Source organism: Herbaspirillum lusitanum (assembly GCF_046025995.1).
GTDB classification, from domain to species: domain Bacteria; phylum Pseudomonadota; class Gammaproteobacteria; order Burkholderiales; family Burkholderiaceae_D; genus Herbaspirillum; species Herbaspirillum lusitanum_A.
Genome location: NZ_JAQQFM010000013.1, coordinates 1 through 23,589, shown reverse-complemented (window position 1 = coordinate 23,589; position 23,589 = coordinate 1). Strand labels below are relative to the sequence as shown.

Annotated in this window: 21 protein-coding genes and 1 pseudogene; 5 read left to right on the top strand and 17 right to left on the bottom strand. The window is 58.8% G+C overall.

The window, feature by feature from the left end:
• Positions 1–45 precede the first annotated feature (45 nt).
• The 6 genes from PQR62_RS23245 to PQR62_RS23220 form a co-directional block, all read right to left on the bottom strand.
• On the bottom strand, positions 46–651 hold the full coding sequence (locus PQR62_RS23245) for a phosphonate degradation HD-domain oxygenase (RefSeq protein ID WP_408160447.1): 606 nt from the start codon (positions 649–651) through the stop codon (positions 46–48).
• 75 nt (positions 652–726) lie between these two features.
• Positions 727–1,752, bottom strand: a complete 1,026-nt coding sequence (locus PQR62_RS23240; RefSeq protein WP_408160446.1) for a putative 2-aminoethylphosphonate ABC transporter substrate-binding protein — start codon at positions 1,750–1,752, stop codon at positions 727–729.
• Positions 1,753–1,932: 180 nt separating this feature from the next.
• Complete coding sequence (gene phnF, locus PQR62_RS23235) at positions 1,933–2,661, bottom strand: phosphonate metabolism transcriptional regulator PhnF (RefSeq protein WP_408160445.1); 729 nt, start codon at positions 2,659–2,661, stop codon at positions 1,933–1,935.
• Between the two features lie 105 nt (positions 2,662–2,766).
• Positions 2,767–3,267 (bottom strand): nucleoside 2-deoxyribosyltransferase, encoded by a 501-nt coding sequence (locus PQR62_RS23230; RefSeq protein WP_408160444.1) that lies wholly within the window; start codon positions 3,265–3,267, stop codon positions 2,767–2,769.
• A gap of 236 nt (positions 3,268–3,503) precedes the next feature.
• Positions 3,504–3,710: a hypothetical protein gene (locus tag PQR62_RS23225; RefSeq protein WP_408160443.1), complete on the bottom strand. Its 207-nt coding sequence runs from the start codon at positions 3,708–3,710 to the stop codon at positions 3,504–3,506.
• 161 nt (positions 3,711–3,871) lie between these two features.
• A complete protein-coding gene (locus PQR62_RS23220; RefSeq protein ID WP_408160442.1) occupies positions 3,872–5,146 on the bottom strand; it encodes an amidohydrolase family protein in 1,275 nt (424 codons plus the stop codon).
• 239 nt (positions 5,147–5,385) lie between these two features.
• Here PQR62_RS23220 and PQR62_RS23215 point away from each other — a divergent pair, with 239 nt between their 5' ends.
• From PQR62_RS23215 to PQR62_RS23195, 5 genes are all read left to right on the top strand, one after another.
• Positions 5,386–6,594, top strand: coding sequence for an extracellular catalytic domain type 1 short-chain-length polyhydroxyalkanoate depolymerase (locus PQR62_RS23215; protein WP_408160441.1), 1,209 nt, complete (start codon positions 5,386–5,388; stop codon positions 6,592–6,594).
• A 191-nt stretch (positions 6,595–6,785) separates the two neighbouring features.
• Positions 6,786–6,980: a hypothetical protein gene (locus PQR62_RS23210; RefSeq protein WP_408160440.1), complete on the top strand. Its 195-nt coding sequence runs from the start codon at positions 6,786–6,788 to the stop codon at positions 6,978–6,980.
• Positions 6,981–7,187: 207 nt separating this feature from the next.
• The gene (locus PQR62_RS23205; protein ID WP_408160439.1) at positions 7,188–7,379 is read left to right on the top strand and encodes a hypothetical protein; all 192 of its coding nucleotides are present in this window, start codon (positions 7,188–7,190) and stop codon (positions 7,377–7,379) included.
• Positions 7,380–7,529: 150 nt separating this feature from the next.
• Positions 7,530–9,818 carry a VTT domain-containing protein gene (locus PQR62_RS23200; RefSeq protein ID WP_408160438.1) on the top strand — a complete coding sequence of 763 codons (2,289 nt, stop codon included), beginning with the start codon at positions 7,530–7,532 and terminating at the stop codon, positions 9,816–9,818.
• 77 nt (positions 9,819–9,895) lie between these two features.
• On the top strand, positions 9,896–10,606 hold the full coding sequence (locus PQR62_RS23195) for an endonuclease/exonuclease/phosphatase family protein (RefSeq protein ID WP_408160537.1): 711 nt from the start codon (positions 9,896–9,898) through the stop codon (positions 10,604–10,606).
• 109 nt (positions 10,607–10,715) lie between these two features.
• On the opposite strand, the gene PQR62_RS23190 is transcribed toward PQR62_RS23195, so the two are convergent.
• The 11 genes and pseudogenes from PQR62_RS23190 to PQR62_RS23140 all read right to left on the bottom strand — a co-directional run.
• Positions 10,716–11,084 (bottom strand): hypothetical protein, encoded by a 369-nt coding sequence (locus PQR62_RS23190; protein WP_408160437.1) that lies wholly within the window; start codon positions 11,082–11,084, stop codon positions 10,716–10,718.
• A gap of 254 nt (positions 11,085–11,338) precedes the next feature.
• Positions 11,339–11,899, bottom strand: coding sequence for a TetR/AcrR family transcriptional regulator (locus PQR62_RS23185; protein WP_408160436.1), 561 nt, complete (start codon positions 11,897–11,899; stop codon positions 11,339–11,341).
• A gap of 233 nt (positions 11,900–12,132) precedes the next feature.
• Positions 12,133–12,819, bottom strand: a complete 687-nt coding sequence (gene lepB / locus PQR62_RS23180; RefSeq protein WP_408160435.1) for a signal peptidase I — start codon at positions 12,817–12,819, stop codon at positions 12,133–12,135.
• 158 nt (positions 12,820–12,977) lie between these two features.
• Complete coding sequence (locus PQR62_RS23175) at positions 12,978–14,390, bottom strand: CoA transferase (protein ID WP_408160536.1); 1,413 nt, start codon at positions 14,388–14,390, stop codon at positions 12,978–12,980.
• A 195-nt stretch (positions 14,391–14,585) separates the two neighbouring features.
• Entirely contained in the window at positions 14,586–15,116 is a 531-nt protein-coding gene (gene tssJ, locus PQR62_RS23170) for a type VI secretion system lipoprotein TssJ (protein ID WP_408160434.1), read from the bottom strand.
• A gap of 31 nt (positions 15,117–15,147) precedes the next feature.
• Entirely contained in the window at positions 15,148–16,155 is a 1,008-nt protein-coding gene (tssG, locus tag PQR62_RS23165) for a type VI secretion system baseplate subunit TssG (protein ID WP_408160433.1), read from the bottom strand.
• Positions 16,156–16,295: 140 nt separating this feature from the next.
• Positions 16,296–18,071 (bottom strand): type VI secretion system baseplate subunit TssF, encoded by a 1,776-nt coding sequence (tssF, locus tag PQR62_RS23160; protein ID WP_408160432.1) that lies wholly within the window; start codon positions 18,069–18,071, stop codon positions 16,296–16,298.
• A gap of 504 nt (positions 18,072–18,575) precedes the next feature.
• Positions 18,576–19,580: pseudogene (locus tag PQR62_RS23155) on the bottom strand (SEL1-like repeat protein); the annotation flags it as partial.
• A gap of 36 nt (positions 19,581–19,616) precedes the next feature.
• Positions 19,617–20,909: an SEL1-like repeat protein gene (locus tag PQR62_RS23150; RefSeq protein WP_408160430.1), complete on the bottom strand. Its 1,293-nt coding sequence runs from the start codon at positions 20,907–20,909 to the stop codon at positions 19,617–19,619.
• Between the two features lie 3 nt (positions 20,910–20,912).
• Positions 20,913–22,943, bottom strand: a complete 2,031-nt coding sequence (locus PQR62_RS23145) for a phospholipase D-like domain-containing protein (protein WP_408160429.1) — start codon at positions 22,941–22,943, stop codon at positions 20,913–20,915.
• Positions 22,940–23,589: DUF2345 domain-containing protein (locus PQR62_RS23140; RefSeq protein ID WP_408160428.1), on the bottom strand; the 650-nt coding region annotated here is incomplete at its 5' end. The genes PQR62_RS23145 and PQR62_RS23140, both read right to left, overlap by 4 nt.

The following is a 23,589-nucleotide window of genomic DNA, read 5'->3' as shown; positions in this document are numbered from 1 at the left end:
CAAAGACGTCGGCCGGCATGGATTTGAGAAAGGCGAAATCGTTTTTCATGCCGGGTTCTTTGCCAGTGTGCTTGCGATGGAAAGGAAGTGCGCCAGCCCCGGCGTCTGCGCCTCGGGCTCCTTGGCCAGCTCATCGCAGCGTCGCAGCAGGATCGCCTCGGCGAAATAGGCGCGCTGCTCGAAACGATCGGCCTCCGCAGCGCTCATGACGCCGCCCTGCAGTTGCAAGGATTGCAGCGACGTCGGCGACAACTGCTGCAGATAGCCCGGTTCGCGCGCGCACAGATAACGCTTGGCGGTCACGTGCAGCGCCATCGGCTGCAGCACCTCGGGCCCGAACAGATGCTTGAGGGCGGTGACGCCGATGGCTTCGTGATGATCGTCGACGCCATTCGCAATATCCTGCTCGCCCTGCTGCGCCAGCAGATGCCCGACATCGTGCAACAGCGCCGCCACGATCAGCGCCGGCGCCGCACCGCCTTGCTCGGCCGCATGCGCAGATTGCAGCGCATGTTGCAACTGACTGACGGCTTCACCGCCATACAGCGATTGGCCGCGTTCGGTGTAGAGCCGCTCCAGCGCTGCCACTGACGCAACTGCTGTAAATGACGCAGCCGGCATGACCTTGGTTTCATGAAGAGAAGTATTCATTGCATAGGCTCCGCGAGGACGACTTGCGTCGCCCCCGCTGCTTTGTTGCTGATGTCGATTGCTTGTTGCGGGTGCTTATGGCTTCGGCTTCGGTTCCGACTTGCCGTCGTAACGCTTGGTCCATTCCGCCAGAATGGCGTCGCGATTTTCAGCGGACCAGCGCAGATCCTGCTTGATCAGCAGTTGCTCGTAGTTGGCCGGAATGAAAGGATTCGGTTTGACCACACCCGGCAACGCCACCACAGCGAAGTTCTTTTCGTACAGTTCGTTGGCTGAACGCGATGCGGACCAGTCGGCCAGACGCTTGGCGGCTTCCATGTTCTTGCTGCCCTTCATGACGCCGGTGGCTTCCACATCCCAGCCCAGGCCTTCTTTCGGAAACACCAGGTCGATCGGCGCGCCGCTTTCCTTGAGCTTGGCGGCGCGGTATTCAAACGCGATGCCGATCGGGAATTCGCCGGCGGCTGCTTGCTTGCATGGCTTGGAACCGGAATGGGTGTATTGCGCAATGTTGTCGTGCAACTTGTCCATGTAAGCCCAGCCGCCCTTTTCACCGAACAGCTTGAGCCAGGCGGTGACGTCGAAATAACCGGTGCCGCTGGAAGCCGGGTTCGGCATCACGATCTTGCCCTTGTATTCCGGCTTGAGCAGGTCTTGCCAGGATTCTGGCTTCTTCAGGCCCAGCTTGGCAGCCTCGGCGGTGTTGAAGCAGATGGTCGAAGCCCACACATCCATGCCGACCCAGGCCGGTGGATTCTTGTCATCGACATAAGCCTTGTTCAGCTTGGCGACATCCTTGGGCGTGTAGTGCTGCAGCATGCCTTCCTTGTTCAGCACCAGCAGCGACGAGGCTGCCACGCCCATCACCACATCGGCTTGCGGATTGCTCTTTTCCGCCAGCAGACGGGCGGTGATGATGCCGGTCGAATCGCGTACCCACTTGATCTTGATGCCGGGATTTTCTTCTTCGAATTTCTGCTGGTAGGGCTTGATCTGATCGGCTTCCAGCGCGGTGTAGACCGTCAGGGTAGTGTCGGCATAGGCATGCGCACCGAACAGCGTGAGCACGGCGGCGGTGATGCGGGAAAGTGTTTTTTTCATGTCAAAGCCCGTTTCAGGTGGTCAATGACACGCAGAATAATGCCCCAATATGACACCCCAATGACATCTAGATGTCCTGGCGAATGTCGCTACCGGAAACGATTCATGAGGGAAATACTCGGAGTTGGGAAAGCCGCCCGAGCCGGGTGCAGGTGCGCATCGGAGCTCAGCTCAGCCTTGCTAGGCCTCGGGCTCGACCACCACCTGCACGCTGTCGCCGGCGAAGCGCGTGATGCCGTATTCAATCGGCACGCCCTCGTCATCGGCATACACGCTTTCCACATACAGCACGGGCAGACTCTTGGCCTGCTGCAGATCGCGCGCGACTTCGGCGCGCGGCAGACGCGCCGAGATGCGGCTCATCTTGCGTGCGAAACGCAGGATGCCGAGCCGTGCAAAGGCCTCGGCGGTGCTGCGGCTTTCGCGATACAGATCGATGAAGCCCGCGAAACGCGGCAAGGGAAAATACTGGGTGCAGACGCTGACCACATGCTCATCGGCCAGATCGAGCAGTTCGACCTTGAGGACCGGCGCGCCGGGTTCTATTTCCAGCAATTGCGCGACGTCAGCGCCGGCGGGTAGCTCTTCCCACGATCGCAGATCGACGTCGCTCAGCAAATGCTGGGCCGCCAGACTGTGCGAAAAGCGGCTGCTGCGTCCAAGCCGGTAATCGATCATTTCGTCGCGCACGAAGGTGCCGCGACCGTGTTCGACGCGCACCAGTCCGCGATTCTGCAGGGATTGCACCGCCTGCCGCACGGTATGGCGATTGACCTGGAAGCGCTCGGCCAGCGCCTGCTCGTTCGGCAGGCGGCCGCGCAGTTTGCCTTTGAGGATATCGTCTTGCAGAGAGGTTTCGATGAGCGACCAGAGTGTGGCTCCGGAGGGTCGCGTGGCGCGGCTGGACATGGGATTGAGCTGGCCTGTGGACTGGCTTATTGGGCGTGCAGGCAGAATGAAAAACGCTGCCAACATAACATATCCGCGCCGCTTTCTGTGTTGAGCAAGGCCGGCCTAGGTTTGCTGATGACTGTGCGCAATCATTTCCAGACAGGCCTGCACCGGTCCGCGCACCAGCGTACAGGCATGCGCGATCATCAGATTGCGCGGCAGGCCGAAGTCCTCGATCAGCATGCCGTCCTGATCGAATCCCGGCCTGGCTTGCGGCACCTGCGCCAGCAGATCGATGGCCGGAGTGTTGTAGCACCATACTTTTTTGCCGAGGCCGACGGCGTAGCCGATTTCGAACACGGTGCCGGAATCAGGCTCACAGCCGCGGAAGTTGGCGACGTTGGCGGCGATGTAATCGGCCTCGCGGATCAGTGCCATGTTGAGTTCGAAAATGCCTTGGGAAATTGCTTCCCTGGAATCGCCTTCGACCACGTCATCGCCCGGGCACAAGGCAGTCAGGCCCAGTTGTTCGCAGTATTGCTTGAGCCGGAGTTTGTAGTCGGCATAGTCCGGCTGAAACACATCGGGGCCGGCCATGTACACCGTGGGGAAGCGCTTGGTCATTGATGCGAAGGCGGCATGCGCCTTGGGATTTGAAGAGCCGCCATGTTACACGCTGGCGGTGCCGATAAGGCACGCACAATCAGCAAAGCGCAGATCGACCGAAAACAAAAAGCCCGGTGTCATTTAGCGCTGCACTGCAAAATGACACCGGGCCGGATCAGCTGGCTGGCTCAGCTGGCTGAACTTTGCGGCTGGCCTGCCGGATGCGTTCAGGTAAGCGCCTGGTTGCCTGGGGCTCAGACGCGATAGATTTTCTCTCCGGTCTGGACGATCTTGAACTTGGCGTCCGAGAGCGGATCGAGCGCACGTCCGTCGGTGAGTTTGTAGGTCTTGAGGCCCTCCGGCGCCGTTGCATCGGCTTCTTCAATCGGCGTCAGATAAACCTCAACGTGGTAAGGGGCTCCGGTTTTGCCTTTGGCGTCGAACTTTTCAACCAAATCCATGCGTGTCTCCTTGTGTTTTGGGCGAATGCCGGTTTAAAGATAGCAGATTTGGCGCGCTGTGCCAGACTCCCGCACTGCTTTTTACGCTGATTTTTCAGAGCCGCTTGATGCGCATCAAATGTGCTATTGCAGCATGAACCAATGGATTGCTAGGTCCGAATTCAGCGTCCCAGCCGGAAATCCACCTGCGCCGGACGCCCCGGCAAGTCCAGTTGTACCTGTGCCGCCGGTGCCCTGCTCACCACTTTGCCGCGCCGTATCACGAAGCGCCGCGCTGCCCGCAGGCGGATCGCCTCGATCGTGCTGCCCGCGTCCAGCACCACCAGATCGGCATGACAACCGGGCTCCAGTCCATAGTCCTCCAGCCCGAGGATGCGCGCCGGAGTTTCCGTCACCGCGCGAAAACAGGCCAGCATGGCGTCCTGCCCGGTCATCTGCGCCACATGCAGGCCCATGTGCGCGACCTCCAGCATGTCGCCCGAACCCAGGCTATACCATGGGTCCATCGCACAATCGTGGCCGAAGGCGACGTCGATGCCGGCCGCCATCATTTCCGGCACGCGGGTCATGCCGCGCCGTTTGGGATAGGTGTCGTGGCGGCCTTGCAGCGTGATGTTGATCAGCGGATTGGCGATCGCGGCAACGCCGGCCTCGCGGATCAGCGGCAGCAGTTTGCTGACGTAATAATTGTCCATCGAATGCATGGAGGTCAGATGCGAACCCGTGACCCGGCCCTGCATGCCGAGCCGGTGCGCGTGGTAGGCCAGCGTCTCAATATGGCGCGAGAGCGGATCGTCGGATTCATCGCAATGCATGTCGACGCGCAGCCCCTGCTGCGCCGCGAATTCGCATAGCAGCCGCACCGACTCGGCGCCGTCGTCCATGGTGCGCTCGAAATGCGGAATACCGCCGACCACGTCCACCCCCATCGCAATCGCGCGCTTCAGATTGGCAAAAGCGCTGGCGCTGCGCAGCAGACCGTCTTGCGGAAACGCGACCAGTTGCAGATCGAGATACGGTGCGACCTGGCGCCTGACATGCAGCAGCGCCTCCACCGCCAGCAGTCTGTCGTCGCAGATGTCGACGTGCGAGCGGATCGCCAGCAAGCCACGCCCGACCGCCCAGTCGCAATATTGCAGCGCGCGCTCGACCAGCGCCTGCTGCGTGAGATCGGGTTTCAGCTCGCCCCACAAGGCGATGCCTTCCAGCAGTGTGCCTGAGGCGTTGACGCGCGGCAGACCGTAGCTGAGCGTGGCGTCCATGTGAAAGTGGGCATCAACGAAAGGCGGCGACACCAGATCGCCTGCGACGTCGATTTCGCTGGCGCCGCGCAGCTGCAGTTGCGGCCCGAGCGCGGCGATGCGCCCGTGTTCGATGGCGATATCCATATCGCGGCGACCATCCGGCAGCGTGGCGTGACGTAGGACCAGATCCATCTGATTCTCCTGTGCAAAGACGGTGACGGCTATACGGTAACACCGGATACGACGTCGATGGGAGCCCTGCCAGCAGGAAAATGATGCAATGCAGCGCAAGTTACTGATCCACGGCGCATACTGAAGTGCATTTGCGCGGCATAGGGCACCGAGGAAAGTGCCGAATATCCACGAATTACTGCAGCCAAACCGGCGCGCCGGGTTCATGGTCTTGCCTTTGCCTCCCATACAGGAACTTCATGCTGAAACATCTCAATCGTCTGTGGCTCAAGGGTCTGAGGCAAGCAGGCAAGATCCAGCGGCGACAGACAGGAAAGCTGCTGCGCAGCATCTTGTCCAAGCCCGCCAAAACCACTTCGGCCAAAAAGAAAACTGATGCAGCAAAGCCGTCGCCGGCGTCGGCGCCCGCTGTGCGCCCCAAAGCCGGGGCGGCGTCGAGCGGCACTGCAGCAAGCAAAAAACCAAGGCCCTTGCCCGGCCAGTGGCTCAGCGCCTATACCGTGAGCAAGGATACGACCCGGCGCCGGATAAGCTATCGCCTGTATTGGCCTTCGAGTGCCGGCAAGGCCGGCAAGGCCGGCAGCCGCTCGGCACAGCGGGTGCCACTGGTTCTCATGTTGCATGGCTGTGCGCAGGATGCGCAGGAATTTGCCGACGGCACCCGCATGAATGCGCTGGCGGAGCAAAAAGGCTGGGCGGTGCTGTATCCGCAGCAATCGCAGCGCATCAACGCTCACCGCTGCTGGCGCTGGTTTGACGCCGCCAGCCAGCGCGGTGACGGCGACGCCGCCGCGGTCATCGCCGCGCTTGAAAAAATCCTGCAGACCTATCCGATTGATCGCAGCCGCATCTACGCCGCCGGCATCTCAGCCGGCGCCGGCATGGCGCAGATCGTGGCCTTGCTGCGCCCCGATCTGATCGCCGCGATTGGTCTGCATTCAGGCCCGGTATTCGGCGGCTGCCGCAGCGTGATCGGCGCATATCGCGTGATGCAGCACGGGGCACTGGGCAGCGTGCGCGCGATTCAGCGCATCGCCCTGGCCAGGCCAGACTTCCCGCCCATGCCGGCCTTGCTGATCAGCGGCCGCGACGATGACATCGTGCGTCAGATCAATCAGATGCAATTACTGAACCAGATGCGTTTGCTCAATCGGCACAGCGAGCTGCAACCGCGACCGCCCGACGTGCGCTTGTTCGGACGTATCTCCAAGGCGCAGCCGAACAAGAACCGGATGGACACGCAGGACTTCGTCGCCGGTAAAAAAACCATGCTGCGCGCCATCACCATTGATCGCCTGGGCCACGCCTGGAGCGGCGGCGACAGTCGCCTGCCCTTCAATTCTGCCGGCCCGGACGCGAGCAAGCTGATGCTGGCATTTTTTGCGGGCCACCGGCGTGATGCAAACGCCCCCCTCAACGCAACCGAGGACGTAAGCGCCCAAGACTGAACGTTGCCGTCAAAACATCTTTTCGATTTGCCTTACAGCGCCGCACCAGACTCTTCCTACAAGAGCATGCGACGCTGTCCGATGCCGGTTTTCTCCGCAGCAGCTTAAGGTGACAGAGCTGAAACAGGATCTTGTTTCAGTCGATGTGCAGTCGCGCATTGTCCAGTTGCTTCATCGACAAGGAGATTGCCATGTCAGACCAACACGACGCCCCACAAAAGAGCACCCATACCCCGAATCCTCCGGGCAATCCATTCGCCGCCGAAGCTGAACAGCGGCAGGAATCGATGGCTGCCGAGAGTGAACAGCACGCCACGCAGACACCGCATATCGACAAGGGCAACACCCATATCAAACAGCCGGACAAGAGCCGTAACGGTTCCTGATCCGATCCGCTTGATTTGATGCAGTCAGCCTCACTGCGAGAGGCCGGCCCGAGCTCATACCAATCAGCACAGCCATGCATGAGCGAGTGAGGTCGCGGTCGGCAATCTCGGCGATCTCTGCGGCATCGGCGTCCAGTCAGTTGCATTTATGCAGTTGTCTTTCTCATCAAGCAGCGCAAGATTTCACAATCCGACCAGGAGCTCATCATGTCCGAACTCAACACCAAGCAGCCTGTGCCTCCGTCCGGCAAGATCGATCAGGAAGATGAAGGCTATATCGATTCCACCGAAGGCCAACTGGATCGCAGCAAGCCGGCCAAGCATGAAGACAGCAGCGGCATTCCGCGCAAGGGCGAGCAGCATCCTGAGGAGCCGCAGATCGCGATAGGCAAACCATAAGGCAGCAGAGCCTGATGCTGTCATGCCGCTAGCTGGCATGTAAGTGAAGTGGCTTGTCTGCGGCGACAGGTATCAATGCCTGTCCCGCGTACTGCCGAAACCAGACATTCCAAAAAAAATCATATCGTCCAAGTTCAGACCACTGCCATCATGCAAACGGAATCTTCACCCCGCCTCCCGCTCTCACGCGCCGGCAGCAATTGCTGGCGCGTCGAACATGCCGACCGTTTCAAGCTGCTGGTCGATGCCGATGCGTATTTCAGCGCGGTACGCGCGGCCATGCGCGAGGCGCGCGAGAGCGTCTATATCCTGGGCTGGGACATCGATAGCCGCACCCAGTTGGTGCCGGGCGGCGCCGATGATGGTCTGCCCGGACAACTGGGCGAATTCCTGTTCGCGCTGGTGGAGGCGCGTCCGCAATTGACAGTGCATGTCCTGAACTGGGACTTCGCCATGCTCTACGCTCTGGAGCGCGAATGGATGCCGGCCTACAAACTGGGGCTGGGCTGGCGCAAGCAAAATCGTCTGATTTTTCGGGCCGACGGTCAGCATCCGGTGGGCGCTTCGCATCATCAAAAGATCGTCGTGGTGGATGACCGCATTGCCTTTGTCGGCGGACTTGACCTTACACGCTGCCGCTGGGATACCTCGGACCATGCCTGCGACAATCCGCTGCGCATCGATCCCGACGGCAAGCCTTATGCGCCCTTCCACGATGTGCACGCGATGGTGGACGGCGATGCGGCCAGGGCCCTGGGTGAACTGGCGCGCACGCGCTGGCAGCGTGCCGCGCAATCGTCGCAGTCCAATGTGGCGCAGGACGTATCAACGCAGAATCTCCCCGCAACTGATACCGCAGCCATCGTGCTTGCGACAGCCGGGCAGCAGCCGGATATCTGGCCGGACGGCTTCGCCCCCGATCTCACAGATTTTCACATCGGCATCGCGCGCACTGAACCTGCGTTTGACGGTAGCGCAGGCGTCTTTGAAATCCGCCAGCTGTACCTGGACGCCATCAGCCGCGCACGCCGGTTTCTGTTCTTCGAAAACCAGTACTTCACCTCCAATGTGCTGTGTGATGCCCTGGGGACGCGCCTGGCGGAGCCGGATGCGCCCGAGGTGATGATGATCTCGCCGCATACCCAGAGCGGCTGGCTGGAACAGGCCACCATGGGCGCTTTGCGCGCGCGCATCCATCAACGGCTGAAAGCTGCGGATACGGTCAATACGCGGGAACAGTCGGGCGCAGGATCAAGCTTATCCGACACAAACGGAAGCGCGGATGCTTCGACGCGCCGCTATCGTATGTACTGCCCGCACCTGCCCGGCCTTGAGAACGGTTGTCTGAACGTACACAGCAAAGTGTTCGCGATGGATGACGAATTGTTTTGCGTGGGATCGGCCAACATGAGCAATCGCTCCATGGCCTTCGATACCGAATGCAATCTGATTATTGAAATTCAGGGCGACGAGGCCAAACAAGCCGAGATTCGCCATGCCATAACCGGCATGCGTAATCTGCTGCTGGCCGAACACCTCGATGTGACGGTAGAACAGTTGGCGCAAAGCCTGCAACAGACGGGCAGCCTGCACGCGTCCGCCGCCGCTTTGCACAAGGATGGCCGCACCCTGCGCGAACTCGACCCACAAGTCATTCCCGAACTGGATGCGCTGACCCAGGACAATGCAGTATTCGATCCTGAGCGGCCGGTGGATGCCGATCAGGTGGTGGCGCAATACATACCGCATCACGCCCGCAAACCGGTGCCGCGCCGCATGATAGGACTTGGCCTGTTTGCCGTGGCGCTGGTGCTGCTGACGCTGGCCTGGCGTTTCACGCCGCTCAAGGACTGGGTCAATCTGAGCTCCTTGATCACATTGGCGCGCAGCCTGGATAAGCTGCCGTTTACCCCCGTGATCGTGATTGCCGCCTTCGTGGTGGCCGGCACCCTGATGGTGCCGGTGACCTTGCTGATCGCCGTGGCGGGCGTGGTATTCGGGCCGCTCGCCGGGGCTTGCTACGCCATCGTGGGCGTTACGCTGAGCGCGCTGCTGGGTTTTCTGATCGGCCAGTGGATGGGCCATGATGCGCTCACCCAGATGCTGGGCAAACGCATCAACAAGCTGAGCAAGAGAATGGCACAGCGCGGCATTGCCGCCACGGCGGTCGTGCGCCTGCTACCGATTGCACCGTTCACCATCGTCAACGTGGTGGCCGGCGCCTCGCATCTGAGCTTGCGCGATTATCTGATCGGCACCCTGATCGGCATGGTGCCGGGCATTTTGCTGACGGTCATTTTTTCACACAATCTGGCGGAGGCGATTCGTCACCCGAGCATGGAAACCGTCGCCGTGCTGGCCGGCGTTACGCTATTGCTGATGCTGGCGGCGTTCGGCCTGCAACGCTTGTTCAAGCCGCGTAATGCGGCAGAGGCGTGATGCCTATGTCGGAGATGCTGGAGTCGGCTCACCTCACCGAGATCGAAGATGCGGTGCACATCGAAGATGTCGCGGGCATGCCGCCCACTCCCGACCTCAATCCCTGGCCGCTGACCGTCGCCACCTACAACATTCACAGCGCGGTCGGCACCGACGGCCGCTTCGACCCCAAGCGCATCGGCACTGTGCTGCGCGAGATCAATGCCGATGTGATCGCCCTGCAGGAAGTGCCGCTGGGCGGCAACGGCAGGCCCAACGTCCTGGAGCTGCTACAGCAGGAAACCGGATTTCATGCGGTTGAAGGACCGACTGAAGATTCGGCCAGACGCCGCTACGGTAATGCAGTGCTGAGCCGCTATCCGATACTGCAAAGCCAGAGCATCGATATCTCTTTCGGCAGTCGCGAACCGCGCGGCGCGCTGGATGCCGACATCGATTGCCACGGCCATCCGCTGCGCGTGATTGCGGTGCATCTGGGCTTGCGCCCGGCTGAGCGGCGCGATCAGATCAGGCGTCTGCTGCAAGCCTTCGATACCGATCTGGCGCCGGTGATTCTGCTGGGGGATGTGAATGAGTGGTTTGTCTGGGGCCGGCCGCTGCGCTGGCTGGTGTCGCATTTTGAAGCAGCGCCGGCGCCGCGCACCTTTCCCTCGCGCTGGCCGGTGTTTTCGCTCGATAGAATCTGGATCAGCCCGCGCCACCGCTTGCAGCATGTCAGGGCGCATGCGACGCCGCTGGCGCGGATCGCGTCAGATCATTTGCCGCTGGTGGCGCATATCGATGGCTAGCAGGAGGTGGGATGGAGCTGACGACGCAACCGGTAGCACGACCGGGCTGACCTGATCGCCCGCTATTCAGAACGTATGGGAAACATATTTGCAGAATGCGGCCCGGCATTCATTTGCCGGCATGGCGACGGCCACGCTGACGACAATTCCATACCCGCACACCCAGGGCGCACCAGATCAGAAACAGGATGGTGTTGGCGGGCAACCAGATCAGCTGGTTCCAGACGACTTCGCTGATCCAGCTGCGACTGCTAGGCACATAGCATTCGCAAATGCGGTCGAGATAAAGGTAGCGTTGCGGATTGGGCATTGATGCCAATTGCAGCCACATGACGCCGGCCATCACCGGGATCAGCAGGAAAAACCAGAAAAACCAGTTTTTGATCAGACTGACGCGCTGACATATCGCCTGCACCGCCTCCCGTTCCGGATCGCTACGGTGCTGACGACAGCCCTCATTGATCTGCACACTTTGCATTTTGCCCCCCAGGCATTTGCATATCGTTGTTCCCTACGCTGGCGGCAGACCGATTTTTCCCAGAAATCCGGCATCTGACGGGCGTCTTTCGCAATGGAAACCTCCAATACGATACGTTTCGTCTCGGATTCTAGGTGTAAAAATTCCCTAACTCAATAAAATTTACTCTTGTTAGCCTGAAAATTTACGTGCGCGTGCCAGTAAAGCGTCTATGCCAAGACGCTCTGCATCGCCAGCGATGTGGTGAAGAGTTCTTACTGGGAGGATGTTTGGGCGATGGCGATGCCGCTCAGCACCAGATCAAGCTGGGAGCTGACCTGAAGTTCGTCGATGTCGATCTGACGGGTAAGCAGACGCTGAATAAGGGGGGCATACAGCAGGTCGAATACCAGTTCAACATTGAGATCGGGCTTGAACTCGCCCTGGCGTACGCCGCGCCGCAAAGCCTGAACCACCGCCGAACGACGCGGGCCTAGGTAGTTGTCGTTGAAGATGCGCATGGTCTCTTCATCGAACTGGGCCAGCGCGATCATCTCGCGCACCACGCGACCGGCCTTGCCGCGCAACAGCCGCGACAGCGTGGAAATATGCAGTTCGATATCCTGCCGCGCCGAGCCGCTGTCGGGGAAACTGCCCATCGGCTCGGCCGCGCGCAGCAAGGCTTCCATCGCCAGCGCGCTCTTGTTCGGCCACCAGCGATAGATGGTGGCTTTGCCCACACCGGCCCGTGCCGCCACGCCTTCCAGCGACAGCTTGTCGAAACCGATCTCTTCAAGCATGAAGTAGGTGGCGTCGAGAATTGCGTCGTGACTCACCGCGTTGCGGCGGCGTCCAGTAGCGGGGTCGGATGTGAAAGTGAGAGAAATGATCGTGCTCCAAGATGCGCAATACAGGCATTCAGCCTGATATAACGGACCGAATCCGGATAACTTGAGCACTTTCGGAGCAATTCTTTACAGGTTTCAAGGATTTCGCAGCATTTAAACCCATGAAAATGCTTTGTTGACAACAATCTGCAGTATTCAGCTGCAGATTGTGAAGACGCGCGCTATTGCACAGAGGTGTCGAGCAGATGCCCGATGCGATCAAAGCGCGGCATGTAACCTCGCTCGGAATCCAGCGAAAACGCGATGCGGCGCGTACGTCCCATCAGCTCGTCGCGATGGAAAAAGCCGTAGTAGCGCGAGTCTGCGCTGTTGTCGCGATTGTCGCCCAGCATCAGATACTGATCCGGCGGCACCACCACCGGCCCGTAACTGCTGCGCAAGCTTGGCGCAGCCTCCGACAAACGTACCAGGTGCGATTCGTGGCCGATTCGTTCGGACAGATAATCGGCTTGCGCCGCCACGTCGCCTTCCAGCGGCGCGACCTTGGCATTGGTATAAGACGCCGGCTTGCCGTTGATATACAGCACATTGTCGCGCAGTTCCACTACGTCGCCCGGCAGACCGATCACGCGCTTGAGCAGCAGCTCCTTGGCCTCCTTCGAATCCACCGTGACGATGTCGCCGCGCTGAGGCTGGCTGATACGCAGCAGGCTGATGTGCGTGAGCGGCACACGCAGGTCATAGGCCATCTTGTTGACCAGGATACGGTCGCCGATCAGCACGGTCGGCATCATCGACCCGCTGGGCACCACGTTGTAATCGGCAATCGCGCTGCGAAACACCACCATCAGCGCGACAAAGGCCAGCAAGCCCTTGTATTCACCTAATAATTTCTTGCCTGACTTCATACGGACTCCTGCAATTGCGAGGTTGGATTCGGCGGATCATTGTAGCCAGTCGCCTGCAGGTCTGCTGCAGGACGCCTCATTTCGCCTGGAGAACCGTCCTCGCTCACATGGCTGCTCGCATCGCCGCTTGATGGCGCAGACCTATTGATCAGCGACTCTCACCAATCCGCCCCGGCGGAACCCAGCTTGCTTGCCGGACGATCCCACTGCATGGCGACACCCGCGATGCAAGCGGGTCCCTGAAGTCGCTGTGCCGGCCCCCATGCGGTGGCTTCAGGCGCAGGATTGAGGTCTGACGGCGTTTCGGGCGCGAATGCCGCGCCCTCCTCGCTGCGGCTGCCCAGCGCGGTCAGCAGCGAGGCCGTACGCGCCAGTGACAGACGCGCCAGAGTGCCCGCGCCTTCGCGCAGCCGCAGCCTCAGCCCGCGTATCGCCGCAGCCGCCATCAGATAACCGGTGGCGTGATCCAGCGCCTGTACCGGCAAGGGCTTGGGACGATCGCTGCCTGCCAGACGCATGCCGGTGTCGGCAATGCCCGAGCTCATTTGCACCAGGCTGTCGAAACCGCGCCGCCCCTGCCAAGGGCCGCTCCAGCCGTAAGCATCGAGCGAGACATCCACCAGACCCGGGTTAATTGCACGCCGGCGATCGGCGCCCAGTCCCAGCAATTCCAGCGCATGCGGGCGATAGCCATGAATCAATACATCCGCCTGGCTCAAAAGCTGCTCCAGACGGGCGCGGCCGTCTGCGCTTCTCAGGTCCAGATGGGAGCAGCGTTTGCCCAGCGTCATTTCAGGCACTACTCCGGGCTCATCCCAGCTGCTGGGGTCGATCCGCAAGACATCCGCGCCGAAGGCAGCCAGAAAGCGCGTCGCAGTCGGCCCCGCCAGCACGCGGGTCAGATCCAGCACACGGATCCCCTGCAGCGGCCGTTGCGGCGACTTCAGCACCAATGGCGCCGCCCCGTCAAAGCGGCTCAAGTGCACCAGCGGCTCCGCTGCGATGGCACGCCCCTGCGGATGCTGCGCCCACTGCTCTTGCGTGCGCATGGCGGCGGCACAACCCTTGGCATCGACAATGGCGGCTTCCAGCTCGTCCTTGCGCCATTTGATCACAGCGTCGGCAACCGACTGCCGGTCGGATGCTGCATGCAAGACCTTGAGCGCCGCTACCCGGTGATGCTGCGCATTGGTATGCAATCTTATCCAGCCGTCCGACGTCGGGTAATCGCCGGCCACCGCATCCCACAGCGCCGGAGCCTTCCAGCCTTGCGGTCGTAATGAGGACGAAAACCAGAACGATGCCAGACGCCGGTCGATCGCGACCTCTGGCATCGCCGCCCCGCCGGCCGCGATCAATTCAGCCATGGCCAGTCCAGCGCCGCCGACCGAGGCGGCGGCCAGGTCGCTGACGGCAAAATAAGAAGGCAACTCACCTGCGTTTGTAAATTTCAGTGATGACAGCGCAGCAGCCGGCGCGCCTAGCGCAGACCAGATTTGCTCCGCCAGCAGATAGTCCTTTGTCGAGCCCGAGGATGGGGCTTTTTCGGACGATGCGGCGGAAGAGGAAATTGTTTGACTCATGCTGATGCTCCGATTCCGATGGGTGCGCACGCGGCGGAAACCTGTTCACCCGCCGCGACAAATCGCACCTCGTTACTGGGACTACGGTCACCTGTCAAGAACAGGCGAGCGCAGTGCGCCAGTATCGGACAATTTCTGGATTAGTGCAGAACGAGCTCGAAGCAGCATCGCCCCCTGGCTGCCTCAGCGTGCAGGACGCTCGCTCAATGGATCGCCGGCGACGATCAATTCGCTGTCGAGCAGTTCAAGTCTGAGCGGCTCATCGGCGGACAGCATCTTTTTGGGAAGCACGCGACGCCAGTGCGTGTCCAGCGCGGTCTTGCGGAAAAACACGGCGACGCCAATGAAGCGCGTACCCTCCTGCATCGGCTGCGACAAGCTGGCCGTAGTCCCCGGCAGTAGCATCAGACCACGCGAATCGAGCAGATCGCCTGCCAGAATGCTTTTGTCGTTCCTCAGCAAATCCCGATAGCTCGCGCTGTCAAAAGTTTTGTGATCCTTGAGCTGGTACACACGCACCACCACCGAGAGCGATTTCTGATTGTCGTCAGGATTGAGCTGCTCACGTGCCTTGAAGTCGATATTGAGCACCTTGACCTGTTTCGTGAATACCGACCTCGCCACGCTGACGGTGGTGTCGGAGACCGCTTGCCAGGCGCCGCAGCCCGAGAGCAATGACGCGGCGCAGACCGCCGCGATGAACTTGAAATGCATGACTATCCTTTGAATACTGAAACCTGATGGCCTATACCGGCAGGCCGCGATAGCCGCCCAGCGAGATGGTGACGACGCGCTCGGCGACCGGTTTGAGCAGGCTGGTCCAGCCCAGACGCGGCCTGGCTGCGGCATCCTCGCCCTTTGCCTCTGCTTCGGTCCGTCCCCCTCTCAATGCCAGCACCGGCGCCAGCCTGACCGGCAAGCGCAGTTTCAGCTCGACATCGACCTTGTAGCCCAGGTAGACGCGCATCAGATTCATCATGTCGGCATGCAGACTTGCGCCGGGCAATAGTGCATTGACCTGAACCGCATCGGCGGGCTGTATGCTCAGACGGACGGTCTGCGTTCTGTCCCAGAGACCGCGTCCCAGCACATGACCGTCGCCCAGGCCCTGCGGAGCAAGGCCGTCTTTCGGACGGCTGCCCAGGCCCTGCTGTATCGACAGGCGAATCCACACAGGCTGGAACTCGGCAACCACGACCAGCGCCCCGGGCAACATTTGCCGGATAACGCCGACCAGCCCTTCGGCCGTACGCGTGCGTTGCATCAGCAGTCCCAGCAAAGCAAGCAGACGCGCCGACGGTATACCCTGCTTGCGATGAGCATTGCCGATGCCGAAACCGGCAAGGCACAGCAGATAGCCCGACATACTGTCCTCTCCGCCGGGGCGGAAGCCCAGCGGATAGCGATACTTGCGCCAGCTCCGATAGAACAGCGTGGCGATGCGGTGGTTAAACATATCCAGAAAAGCCGCAACAGCTTCGCTGCCTTCGCGCCGCAACACGATGTCGTCGGTGAAGTAGTGCGGCATTCTGGCGTTGACGCCGTATAGCCCCAGAAAGCTGGTCAGTATGGAAGGCGGTGCATGAGGCCGCTCACGCTCCAGCTCGACTTTGATCACTTCGCTGCCGGGAAAACCCGGCAGGGGAAACGGACGGAAACGCACCACATCAAATTCGGGCGTATCGCCCTCCCCCAGCAGGGGCCGGTGCGGTGCCTGTGACTCCAGAAGATGACAGAGCTGAAAGAAGTTCATGCGCGGCGCCTGATGAAACAGGGTGCGCAGGAATGGCGACAGTATCGCGGCAGGGACCAGCGGGCTGCTGCTATTTAAGCGCTCGCCGACCTCCCTTCCAGCGTGAGAATCGGCGGAGGCCTGCGGATGCAGGCGATCGTTCATAACGGCGCCGCCTGACTTTTGCTGGCCGGCCAGCAGATGCGCTGTCCAGACGGCAGACTGATCAGCACCAGCTGCGTGAACAGATTCATGTCGGCATACAGGGCAAAGAAACGCTGCAGCAACTCGCCGAACAACATCATGTCGCCTTCACCTGAAAACGCATGACTGTCCAGCGTGACTTCGATCTCTACACCGCGCTCTAGTGCGCCGGCCCGCACCTGGCGCAGCGTCTTGTGCGCTACCTGCCGGATACCGTTAAGTCGGCGCCGGTTCAGTTCGCCATCGGTCCAGTCATAGAGCGCCAGCGTACCGCGCAGTACCTCGGCATCCATCAGCGAAAGAAAATTCGGCGCCAGATGCGACAGCACGCGCCACTGAAAGCGATCGCCGGTCGGTGGATACAAGGGCAAGGTGGGTGCTGCCAGATTATTCACCGCAATGACATGGGGCGCGCTGCCGCTCAACTCATTGATACCGGCTTCGCGCAAGCCCTTGCGCGGCAGCATGCCGTTGGTGCCGGTGACCTGAAGGGAGAGCGTCTCCTCGGGCAACGCGTCCAGATTGTTCCAGGCATGCCCACCGAGAATCACCCAGGTATCGAACAGCCCCTGCGTGCCCTGTCGCACGCGCGTATGAAAGAAACGCTCCGGCGCTTCATGCCGCAACATCCCGCCGCGATGACGGAAGCTGGCGAACGGCACATAGTCATAGCGCTCGCCGCTGGCGTGATCCAGGGCATTGACCGAATCCACCGAATAGGCCTCCACATGCCGGCCGTGATGCAAGACCGGCAGCACCCGATATTCGGTCTCGTGGTGGTTGACACGAATCGGCTCGGCATCGAGCTTGAACAGATTGATCACCGGCGTGCAGAACAAGCGCAGGTTTTCGGCGGAGAAGCGCAGATCAGCCGGGTAAGTCTGGCTCAACACCGCTTCGATTTCGATAGTGCTGCTGTGCTCGGGCACGACGCTGAGATCCAGTCCCGCCAGTTCAACGAAGAAGAATTTCTCCGGAAAACTGAAATATTCAAGCAGCAACTGATAACCGCCGAATGCATTATCAGCCTTGGGCCACAAACGCTCCGTAGCGCCGAAGCCGGCGGCAGTGAAACACGCCTGCGGCAAAGGCTGCAGCGCGCCATCGTGTACGCCCGGAATCCGCATCTCTATCATGCTGACCTGCCGCGTCAACGCCAGATGCAAAGCAGATGCCACCGGCCGGTCGGCATTCAGATACAGTCTCAGACTGACTGCGGGCAATGACTCGCGGCGCGCCTGCGGTGCGATGTCGAAACGCAGACGAATCGCCGAACGGCCATCATGACGCGTGATGGCGCCGGCCTCGGCCAGCGCCAGCGGCAGCAATTGCACAGGCTGCGTGGTACGGTAAATGCAGCGTGTGTTGTCCGGTCCGATTGCATCGGAACGCACCTCGATCCCGCCCGGCAGCTCCTCCATCTTTTGCAGTGAGGCCATGTCGGGTTGCAGCGCCAGGATCGACAAAGAGGGAATCATGCGCAGGTAATGCGGCCACAGCAGGCTGACGAGGCCCTCGGTCAACTCCGGCAATTCATCGTCCAGTTTCTGCCGCAGGCGCCCGGTCAGAAATGCAAAACCCTCGAACAGGCGTTCGACGTAGGGATCGCGCTCCCCCACCCGGTCCATGTTCAACAGCCGCGCCCGATCCGGATGCGCTTCGGCAAACTCTTTTCCGGCTTCGCGCAGATAGCGCATCTCGGCTTCGTAGTAACGCAGGATGTCGTCGTTCATCGTATTCATTTTTTACAGGACCTTGCCGGCTTAGATCATGCCTGCATGAAAAAGCGCATGCCCGGGGAAGAGCAAAGGGAATATTTCCATGAGCAGGATTCTGGATTCACTTGGATGCCTATCGGCGCCCCGCAATCCAGAGCGTCGAAAAAGAAAATGTGGTTCGCAAAGGAGATTTAGAAAAAACCAGGCTGGTGTTCTTCACAGAGGAAATACGTTTTACTACGCCCCTCTAGGAAGCGACGCGCCTCTTCATGCGAATTGCATTACTTTCCGTCATGAACCGAGGAAACGCCAAAACCATTTTGATTTCGTCTTAAAGATCGCCGCGCTGATGACATTTCAGTCCACTCGATTTATTGCGAGGCAGGCTTAATTTTGTTTTTTTGCGTGCGCAGAAAATGGCAGATGCCTCGTCTGTTCACAGGATTCTCACAAGGAAGGCGCATCACTGCAAGATCTGATCTCCTGGTCACATTTATCTCAATGGGGAAGCTTACGCAGCAAGCCCGTTGCCGGATCCAGATTTTTTTCCTTGCTCAGCCGATTGATCAACTCATCGGATGGTTTCTCCGGAGGCACGGCAGCATCCTGTTCTTTCTGCCATTGGAAGGTGCCGTCCCATGGCGGCAACTTGGCCGGTGGAAGCGGGACGATTTGGTCGATGTCGGGGACTTTGGGGTTGCGGCCGTCGTTCCGATCAAGGAACTCTCCTATAAGCTTGTAACGCCAAGAGCGTTCCGAGTCTTTTGCAAGGGCAAGGTAAAAGAGTCTTTCACTTGAAAGCGGACCATTAAAGCCATTTTGCAAAAAAAAAGCAGATTGTGGATCTCCATTCTTAACACCAGTTTGAAAAGCTTCCACTGCCAGGGTGTAGTGGCTGTCATTTGTCAAATTAATACCTAAGGTGTTTGCCGCTGCAAGATGCCCTTGATCCATTGCACACTGCCGCATCTGTTTAGCGACATCGGGAGCGATATCAGCTGGAGCCAATATCTCCGCTATATAAAACTGAGCCTCCGGACTCCCTAGGTCTGCGGCCTTACGAAAATAGCGTAGAGCCATTTCCCGATCGCGCTTGAAACCATAGCCGTGTTCCAGATAGTGACCAATATCGTAATAGCCCCCAGGAATTCCTTGGCCTATCAGCTGAGAAGCCAGAGCAGTAACCTCGTTTTGAGCATAGGGTGATCTTGCGCTTCCCTCCGAGATCAATCTCTGCAAGTTTCCATTCGCTTTGTAGTGACCATGCGCTACTGCGATACGGTAATAGCGAGCAATGTCATCCCCATCTTCATGATGGCCTCTTTTTTCAAGATAACGTGCGTAGCTGAACAATTGATCGGCATCAGAATTCAAGACGGGAAAGCTATTCACCTGATGCGTACATGTAAATTCAAGATTAGCCTTTACCGCATCGATTGGAGGCAATTCAGGTTGCGCTCTTTCCTCGCGCGTACAAGCGAATAACCCGCATACAAATAAGACATTGAACAGCGTCTTGATCATGCGAATTCAGAACCGGAAAAGTTCCGTCGCATCGGCTTAGGCGTCCCTCTCATCATCCGCCTCCCTCTTCCAAGTCACTTGCACAACCTCACGTCGTTCACCCAATACATGCTGCAACCACCTTGGACTGCGCGGATGCGATATCGCAACCGAGGGCATGATTTGCCCTTCAAAAAAATGGTGGCGGATGTTTTTTTCTTTTTCAGGATGGCGCTGCGAACACCAGACGCCGGTTTCAGGACATGGCTCGCCACTGTGCACGACCATGTCCTTGTTCGAACCAAGTTTCTGGCTATGCGCATTCCCAGGCGTGCCGGGAAGCGGCAGCCCTGTTGCCGGATCCAGATTTTTTTCCCGGCTCAGCCGATTGATCAACTCATCGGATGGTTTCTCCGGAGGTACAGCGGCATCCTGCACCTTCTGCCATTGGAAGGTGCCGTCCCATGGCGGCAACTTGGCCGGTGGAAGCGGGACGATTTGGTCAATGTCGGGGACTTTGGGGTTGCGGCCGTCGTTAACAACAGCGAACTCTCGAATCAATTTGTAGCGAGAGGAGCGCTCTAAATCGACACCAAGGCCGAGATAATTGAGTTCATCCGCTGGTAGCGGCCCTTTAAAACCTTCCTCCAACACCAATGCAGACAATACGTCCCCACCTTTAACCCCCAGTTGAAAAATTGCAACGGCCTCTGGATACTGCCTCTTAATGCTAAGGTAAATTCCCAGCTTGCTTGCCGCTTTTCCAAAACTTTGATTTGCAGCACAAGCTCTCATTTTTTGTGCAGTTTCTGGATCTCTATCTGCCGGGCGAAGGAGCTCTGCAACATAATATTGCGCGTCTGGACTTCCCAAATCGGCGGCTTTACGAAAATAACGTAGCGCCATTTCTTTGTCTTGCTTTAGTCCATAACCTAATTCCAGATAGTGCCCAATGTCGTAATAGCCGCCTGGAATACCTTGATCAACCAATCGCGCTGCCAATGCCAGCGTTTCTTTAGGTGCATCAAGTGATAGAGCGTTACCTTGTGAAATCAATTTCTGCAAATTTCCATTCGCTTTGTAATGGTCGTGAGCAGCGGCAATTCGGTAGTAACGGGCAATATCGTCAAAGTCTTTAGAGCCTTCTTTTTTTTCAAGATATATGGCGTACTTGAAAAGCTGATCTGCCTCAGCGTCCAAAGATGGAAGACTGTCGGCTTGATGAATACAGGTGAACGCGAGGTTGGCCCGTACAAGATTAGGATCAGGTAAATTAGCCACAGGATTTTCTTTCTTTTGACAACTGGAAATTGAAAGGAAAATTAGAAGTGAGATAGCTATTTTCATCATCGTTTAGTCCGATCTACTTCGATTGGCAGACTCATACCTAAACTGAACAAGCGAAGCATACGGTTGGCTATTTCTTTCTTCCCGAAGCTCCGTGTTACGTGTAGCAACATGCTCCCACTTACGAAATGCCTCCGCTACATCATCCTGCGCCCCCAACCCATTCGTATGCAAATTCCAAAGTCTGGTTCGCAGCGGATGACTGATCGCTGCGTTTTCATGACAGATGTTCATTTCGCTGTCGACCATCATGCTTCGCGTGTTGATATTGGCGGAGCCCAGGGTCATGAAAACGTCGTCGATGATCATCAGCTTGCTGTGGATGTAGACGTATTGCCACTTATCGGGCGGTGAGTCGGGCGCCACCAGGCTGCAGATATGCACTTTCAGACCTGGAATTTCCTGCGGCAGGATGGCGCCTACCGGCTCCTCCATCTGCTTGCGCAGTTCGACTTGCTTCGCCTTGGCACGCGCCTGTTTTTCTTTCGCGGCCTTCATCTCGGGCTTGAGTTCCGCCACGCGTATGTTATCCGTCAGCCGATAGGCATTGACGATCTCCTGCTGCGCTTGCCGCTCCTCAATGACGGCGGCCTCGTATTGCTTTTCCAGCTCTGCCTTTTTCTCATCTTTTCTTTCCAGTTCTGCAACGGCAGGAATGAAATTGGCGCGCCCCAGGGCATTGAGCATGCGATAAGTGTTGACCGTGCCCGGCCCCATGCCTTCATCATTGTCATTGGTCACGACGAAAAGATGTATCGGGCCGTGCTTGCCGGGATCGCGACCGCATAGCACCTGACGTTGAACCGCCGCCTTGATTTTTTCAACCAGCGGGGGAAAGCGGAAATACTGGTTTTCGATGTAGATGTATTTGGTCGCATTGTTGAGCGCCTGCATGTACATGGCTTCTATGTCCTGCTTGGCTTCGTGCCAGCGGCCTTTCTTGACCATTTCGCCGATGTCGATCTGCGATTGGGTGCGCAGCAACTGCGCCATGGTCCGGGTATCGAATTTATCGCGCAATTCGATCTGCTTGCGTATCGGCTCTCTTTGCTTTTCCAGATTCTGCCCGGTGGCCTTGTCCCACGCCTGACAGAAGTTGTGATTCAGCCCCGCAAGCACCGGACCGCTGACCCGGCTTGATATGTCTTGCCGGGGCGTCAGACCATTGCGACCCACGCGCGGATGCATGCGCACCGCGCTGTGGCTATCCTTGTCCCAATACGCATCAAGCATGTTATGCCCCATCACGAAGCCGAGCGAATGCTCAGGCATCTCGTAATCGATCAGTACCGTTTTCTGATGATGTGTGGGTTCAAGCGCCATGATCAGACTTTGCTGATTCTTGTCGCCGCTGCTGCGCTGTATATCCTTGCCATACAGCCGGGTGCGATAGGCAATTTCATAGCGGTCAAGAAGATCGAAGCCACGCGTCGCCATTTCTATATTCCTGAATCCTGCGGTCGATTGCTCTGACCATAACGACCTGACCTGGGCCTGCTGGCGAGCGATTTTTCCTTGCAGGTCCGACCTGGCATTATTCAGATTCGCGATGGCATACCACTGCCGATCAAATTCGAGTTGCGCTGTGGTCTGGTAGTCACGCTGCACTGGACTTCCGCTCGAAAACAGAGCGTCCGGCATATGAGGTTTAATCACAGTCGCGAGATTGTCACCCGGGGCCATGTTCTCGCTCCAGGCGGCCAGCGGCAGATCGTCGGCCCAGCACAGCAGGCGCACCTTGACGCCCTCTGCGCCCTTGCGCACCAGCAGTTCGCCGATGGACAAGCTTTTGTTTCCGGGCCCGCGCTTGAAATACATCGAGGGCTGGAATCCCCAGCAAAGAATGTCGACAGATTTGCGGGCTGCGGCGATGGCGTCGTAGACGGCGCCAAAGGTCTCTTCGCCATTGACCAGCGGCTTGAAGGTGGCCAGCGCGGGATTGTATTCGGTAGCCTGCACGAACCAGGGCAGACTGACCGTGACCTGTCTGGTGCAGAATAGCGCCAGCGGGCTGATGATGGGGCGCAATTGACTCATGGTGACTCCTGATTCCGGCCCTGCCCCTGATTGCCAAGTCGTACCAGGCGGCTATAGACCTGACGGTTCTTTGAGCGATCCTCGCTCTCCTCTCCGCTATTGAGCTGAGGCTCGTGATAATGAATGCCGTGGTTTGCAAGCTCGCCGTTGCGGTCGTCGCTGTACTGTTCAGGCACTGGAATCCTGAACGTGAGCAGGTTCGCCAATTCCAATTCATACTTCTTCGTTCCAACACGATGTTCCAGTGCCATTTGGCCGATGTTGTCCATGATCCCCTCTTGTATTTTCACGCCGTCTGCCAGCAACTTGAACGGCATGCCGCTGGGCAAATGGGAGCGCGATATCGGTGAACTGACAGTACGCAACATCAGGGGGGTTCTGGGCAGGCTATGCGGCACCACACTGGATATCTGCTGTGCAGCCGGCGCCACCTTGTCCCAATAGGCACAACGCTCATAAATCTCCCCCAGCGTCACGTTCTCAATGCCTGAAGCTGTAATGCGGATGTAGGAGCCACCGGCGCCTATCCAGACTTCTTTTGTGCTCGACAACACCAGCTTGCCGTCCACGCTGGCGATCTGGATGTCCTTCAGGGCCGTCAACTCCATCGCATCGTTCTGCGCCTGCAGTTCCACTTTTCCTTTGC

Excerpts from the sequence above, each read along its gene's own strand:
- PQR62_RS23245 (WP_408160447.1), bottom strand. The coding sequence starts at position 651 with ATGAATACTTCTCTTCATGAAACCAAGGTCATGCCGGCTGCGTCATTT.
- PQR62_RS23240 (WP_408160446.1), bottom strand. The coding sequence starts at position 1,752 with ATGAAAAAAACACTTTCCCGCATCACCGCCGCCGTGCTCACGCTGTTC.
- phnF (WP_408160445.1), bottom strand. The coding sequence starts at position 2,661 with ATGTCCAGCCGCGCCACGCGACCCTCCGGAGCCACACTCTGGTCGCTC.
- PQR62_RS23230 (WP_408160444.1), bottom strand. The coding sequence starts at position 3,267 with ATGACCAAGCGCTTCCCCACGGTGTACATGGCCGGCCCCGATGTGTTT.
- PQR62_RS23225 (WP_408160443.1), bottom strand. The coding sequence starts at position 3,710 with ATGGATTTGGTTGAAAAGTTCGACGCCAAAGGCAAAACCGGAGCCCCT.
- PQR62_RS23220 (WP_408160442.1), bottom strand. The coding sequence starts at position 5,146 with ATGGATCTGGTCCTACGTCACGCCACGCTGCCGGATGGTCGCCGCGAT.
- PQR62_RS23215 (WP_408160441.1), top strand. The coding sequence starts at position 5,386 with ATGCTGAAACATCTCAATCGTCTGTGGCTCAAGGGTCTGAGGCAAGCA.
- PQR62_RS23210 (WP_408160440.1), top strand. The coding sequence starts at position 6,786 with ATGTCAGACCAACACGACGCCCCACAAAAGAGCACCCATACCCCGAAT.
- PQR62_RS23205 (WP_408160439.1), top strand. The coding sequence starts at position 7,188 with ATGTCCGAACTCAACACCAAGCAGCCTGTGCCTCCGTCCGGCAAGATC.
- PQR62_RS23200 (WP_408160438.1), top strand. The coding sequence starts at position 7,530 with ATGCAAACGGAATCTTCACCCCGCCTCCCGCTCTCACGCGCCGGCAGC.
- PQR62_RS23195 (WP_408160537.1), top strand. The coding sequence starts at position 9,896 with ATGCCGCCCACTCCCGACCTCAATCCCTGGCCGCTGACCGTCGCCACC.
- PQR62_RS23190 (WP_408160437.1), bottom strand. The coding sequence starts at position 11,084 with ATGCAAAGTGTGCAGATCAATGAGGGCTGTCGTCAGCACCGTAGCGAT.
- lepB (WP_408160435.1), bottom strand. The coding sequence starts at position 12,819 with ATGAAGTCAGGCAAGAAATTATTAGGTGAATACAAGGGCTTGCTGGCC.
- tssJ (WP_408160434.1), bottom strand. The coding sequence starts at position 15,116 with ATGCATTTCAAGTTCATCGCGGCGGTCTGCGCCGCGTCATTGCTCTCG.
- tssG (WP_408160433.1), bottom strand. The coding sequence starts at position 16,155 with ATGAACTTCTTTCAGCTCTGTCATCTTCTGGAGTCACAGGCACCGCAC.
- tssF (WP_408160432.1), bottom strand. The coding sequence starts at position 18,071 with ATGAACGACGACATCCTGCGTTACTACGAAGCCGAGATGCGCTATCTG.
- PQR62_RS23150 (WP_408160430.1), bottom strand. The coding sequence starts at position 20,909 with ATGATGAAAATAGCTATCTCACTTCTAATTTTCCTTTCAATTTCCAGT.
- PQR62_RS23145 (WP_408160429.1), bottom strand. The coding sequence starts at position 22,943 with ATGAGTCAATTGCGCCCCATCATCAGCCCGCTGGCGCTATTCTGCACC.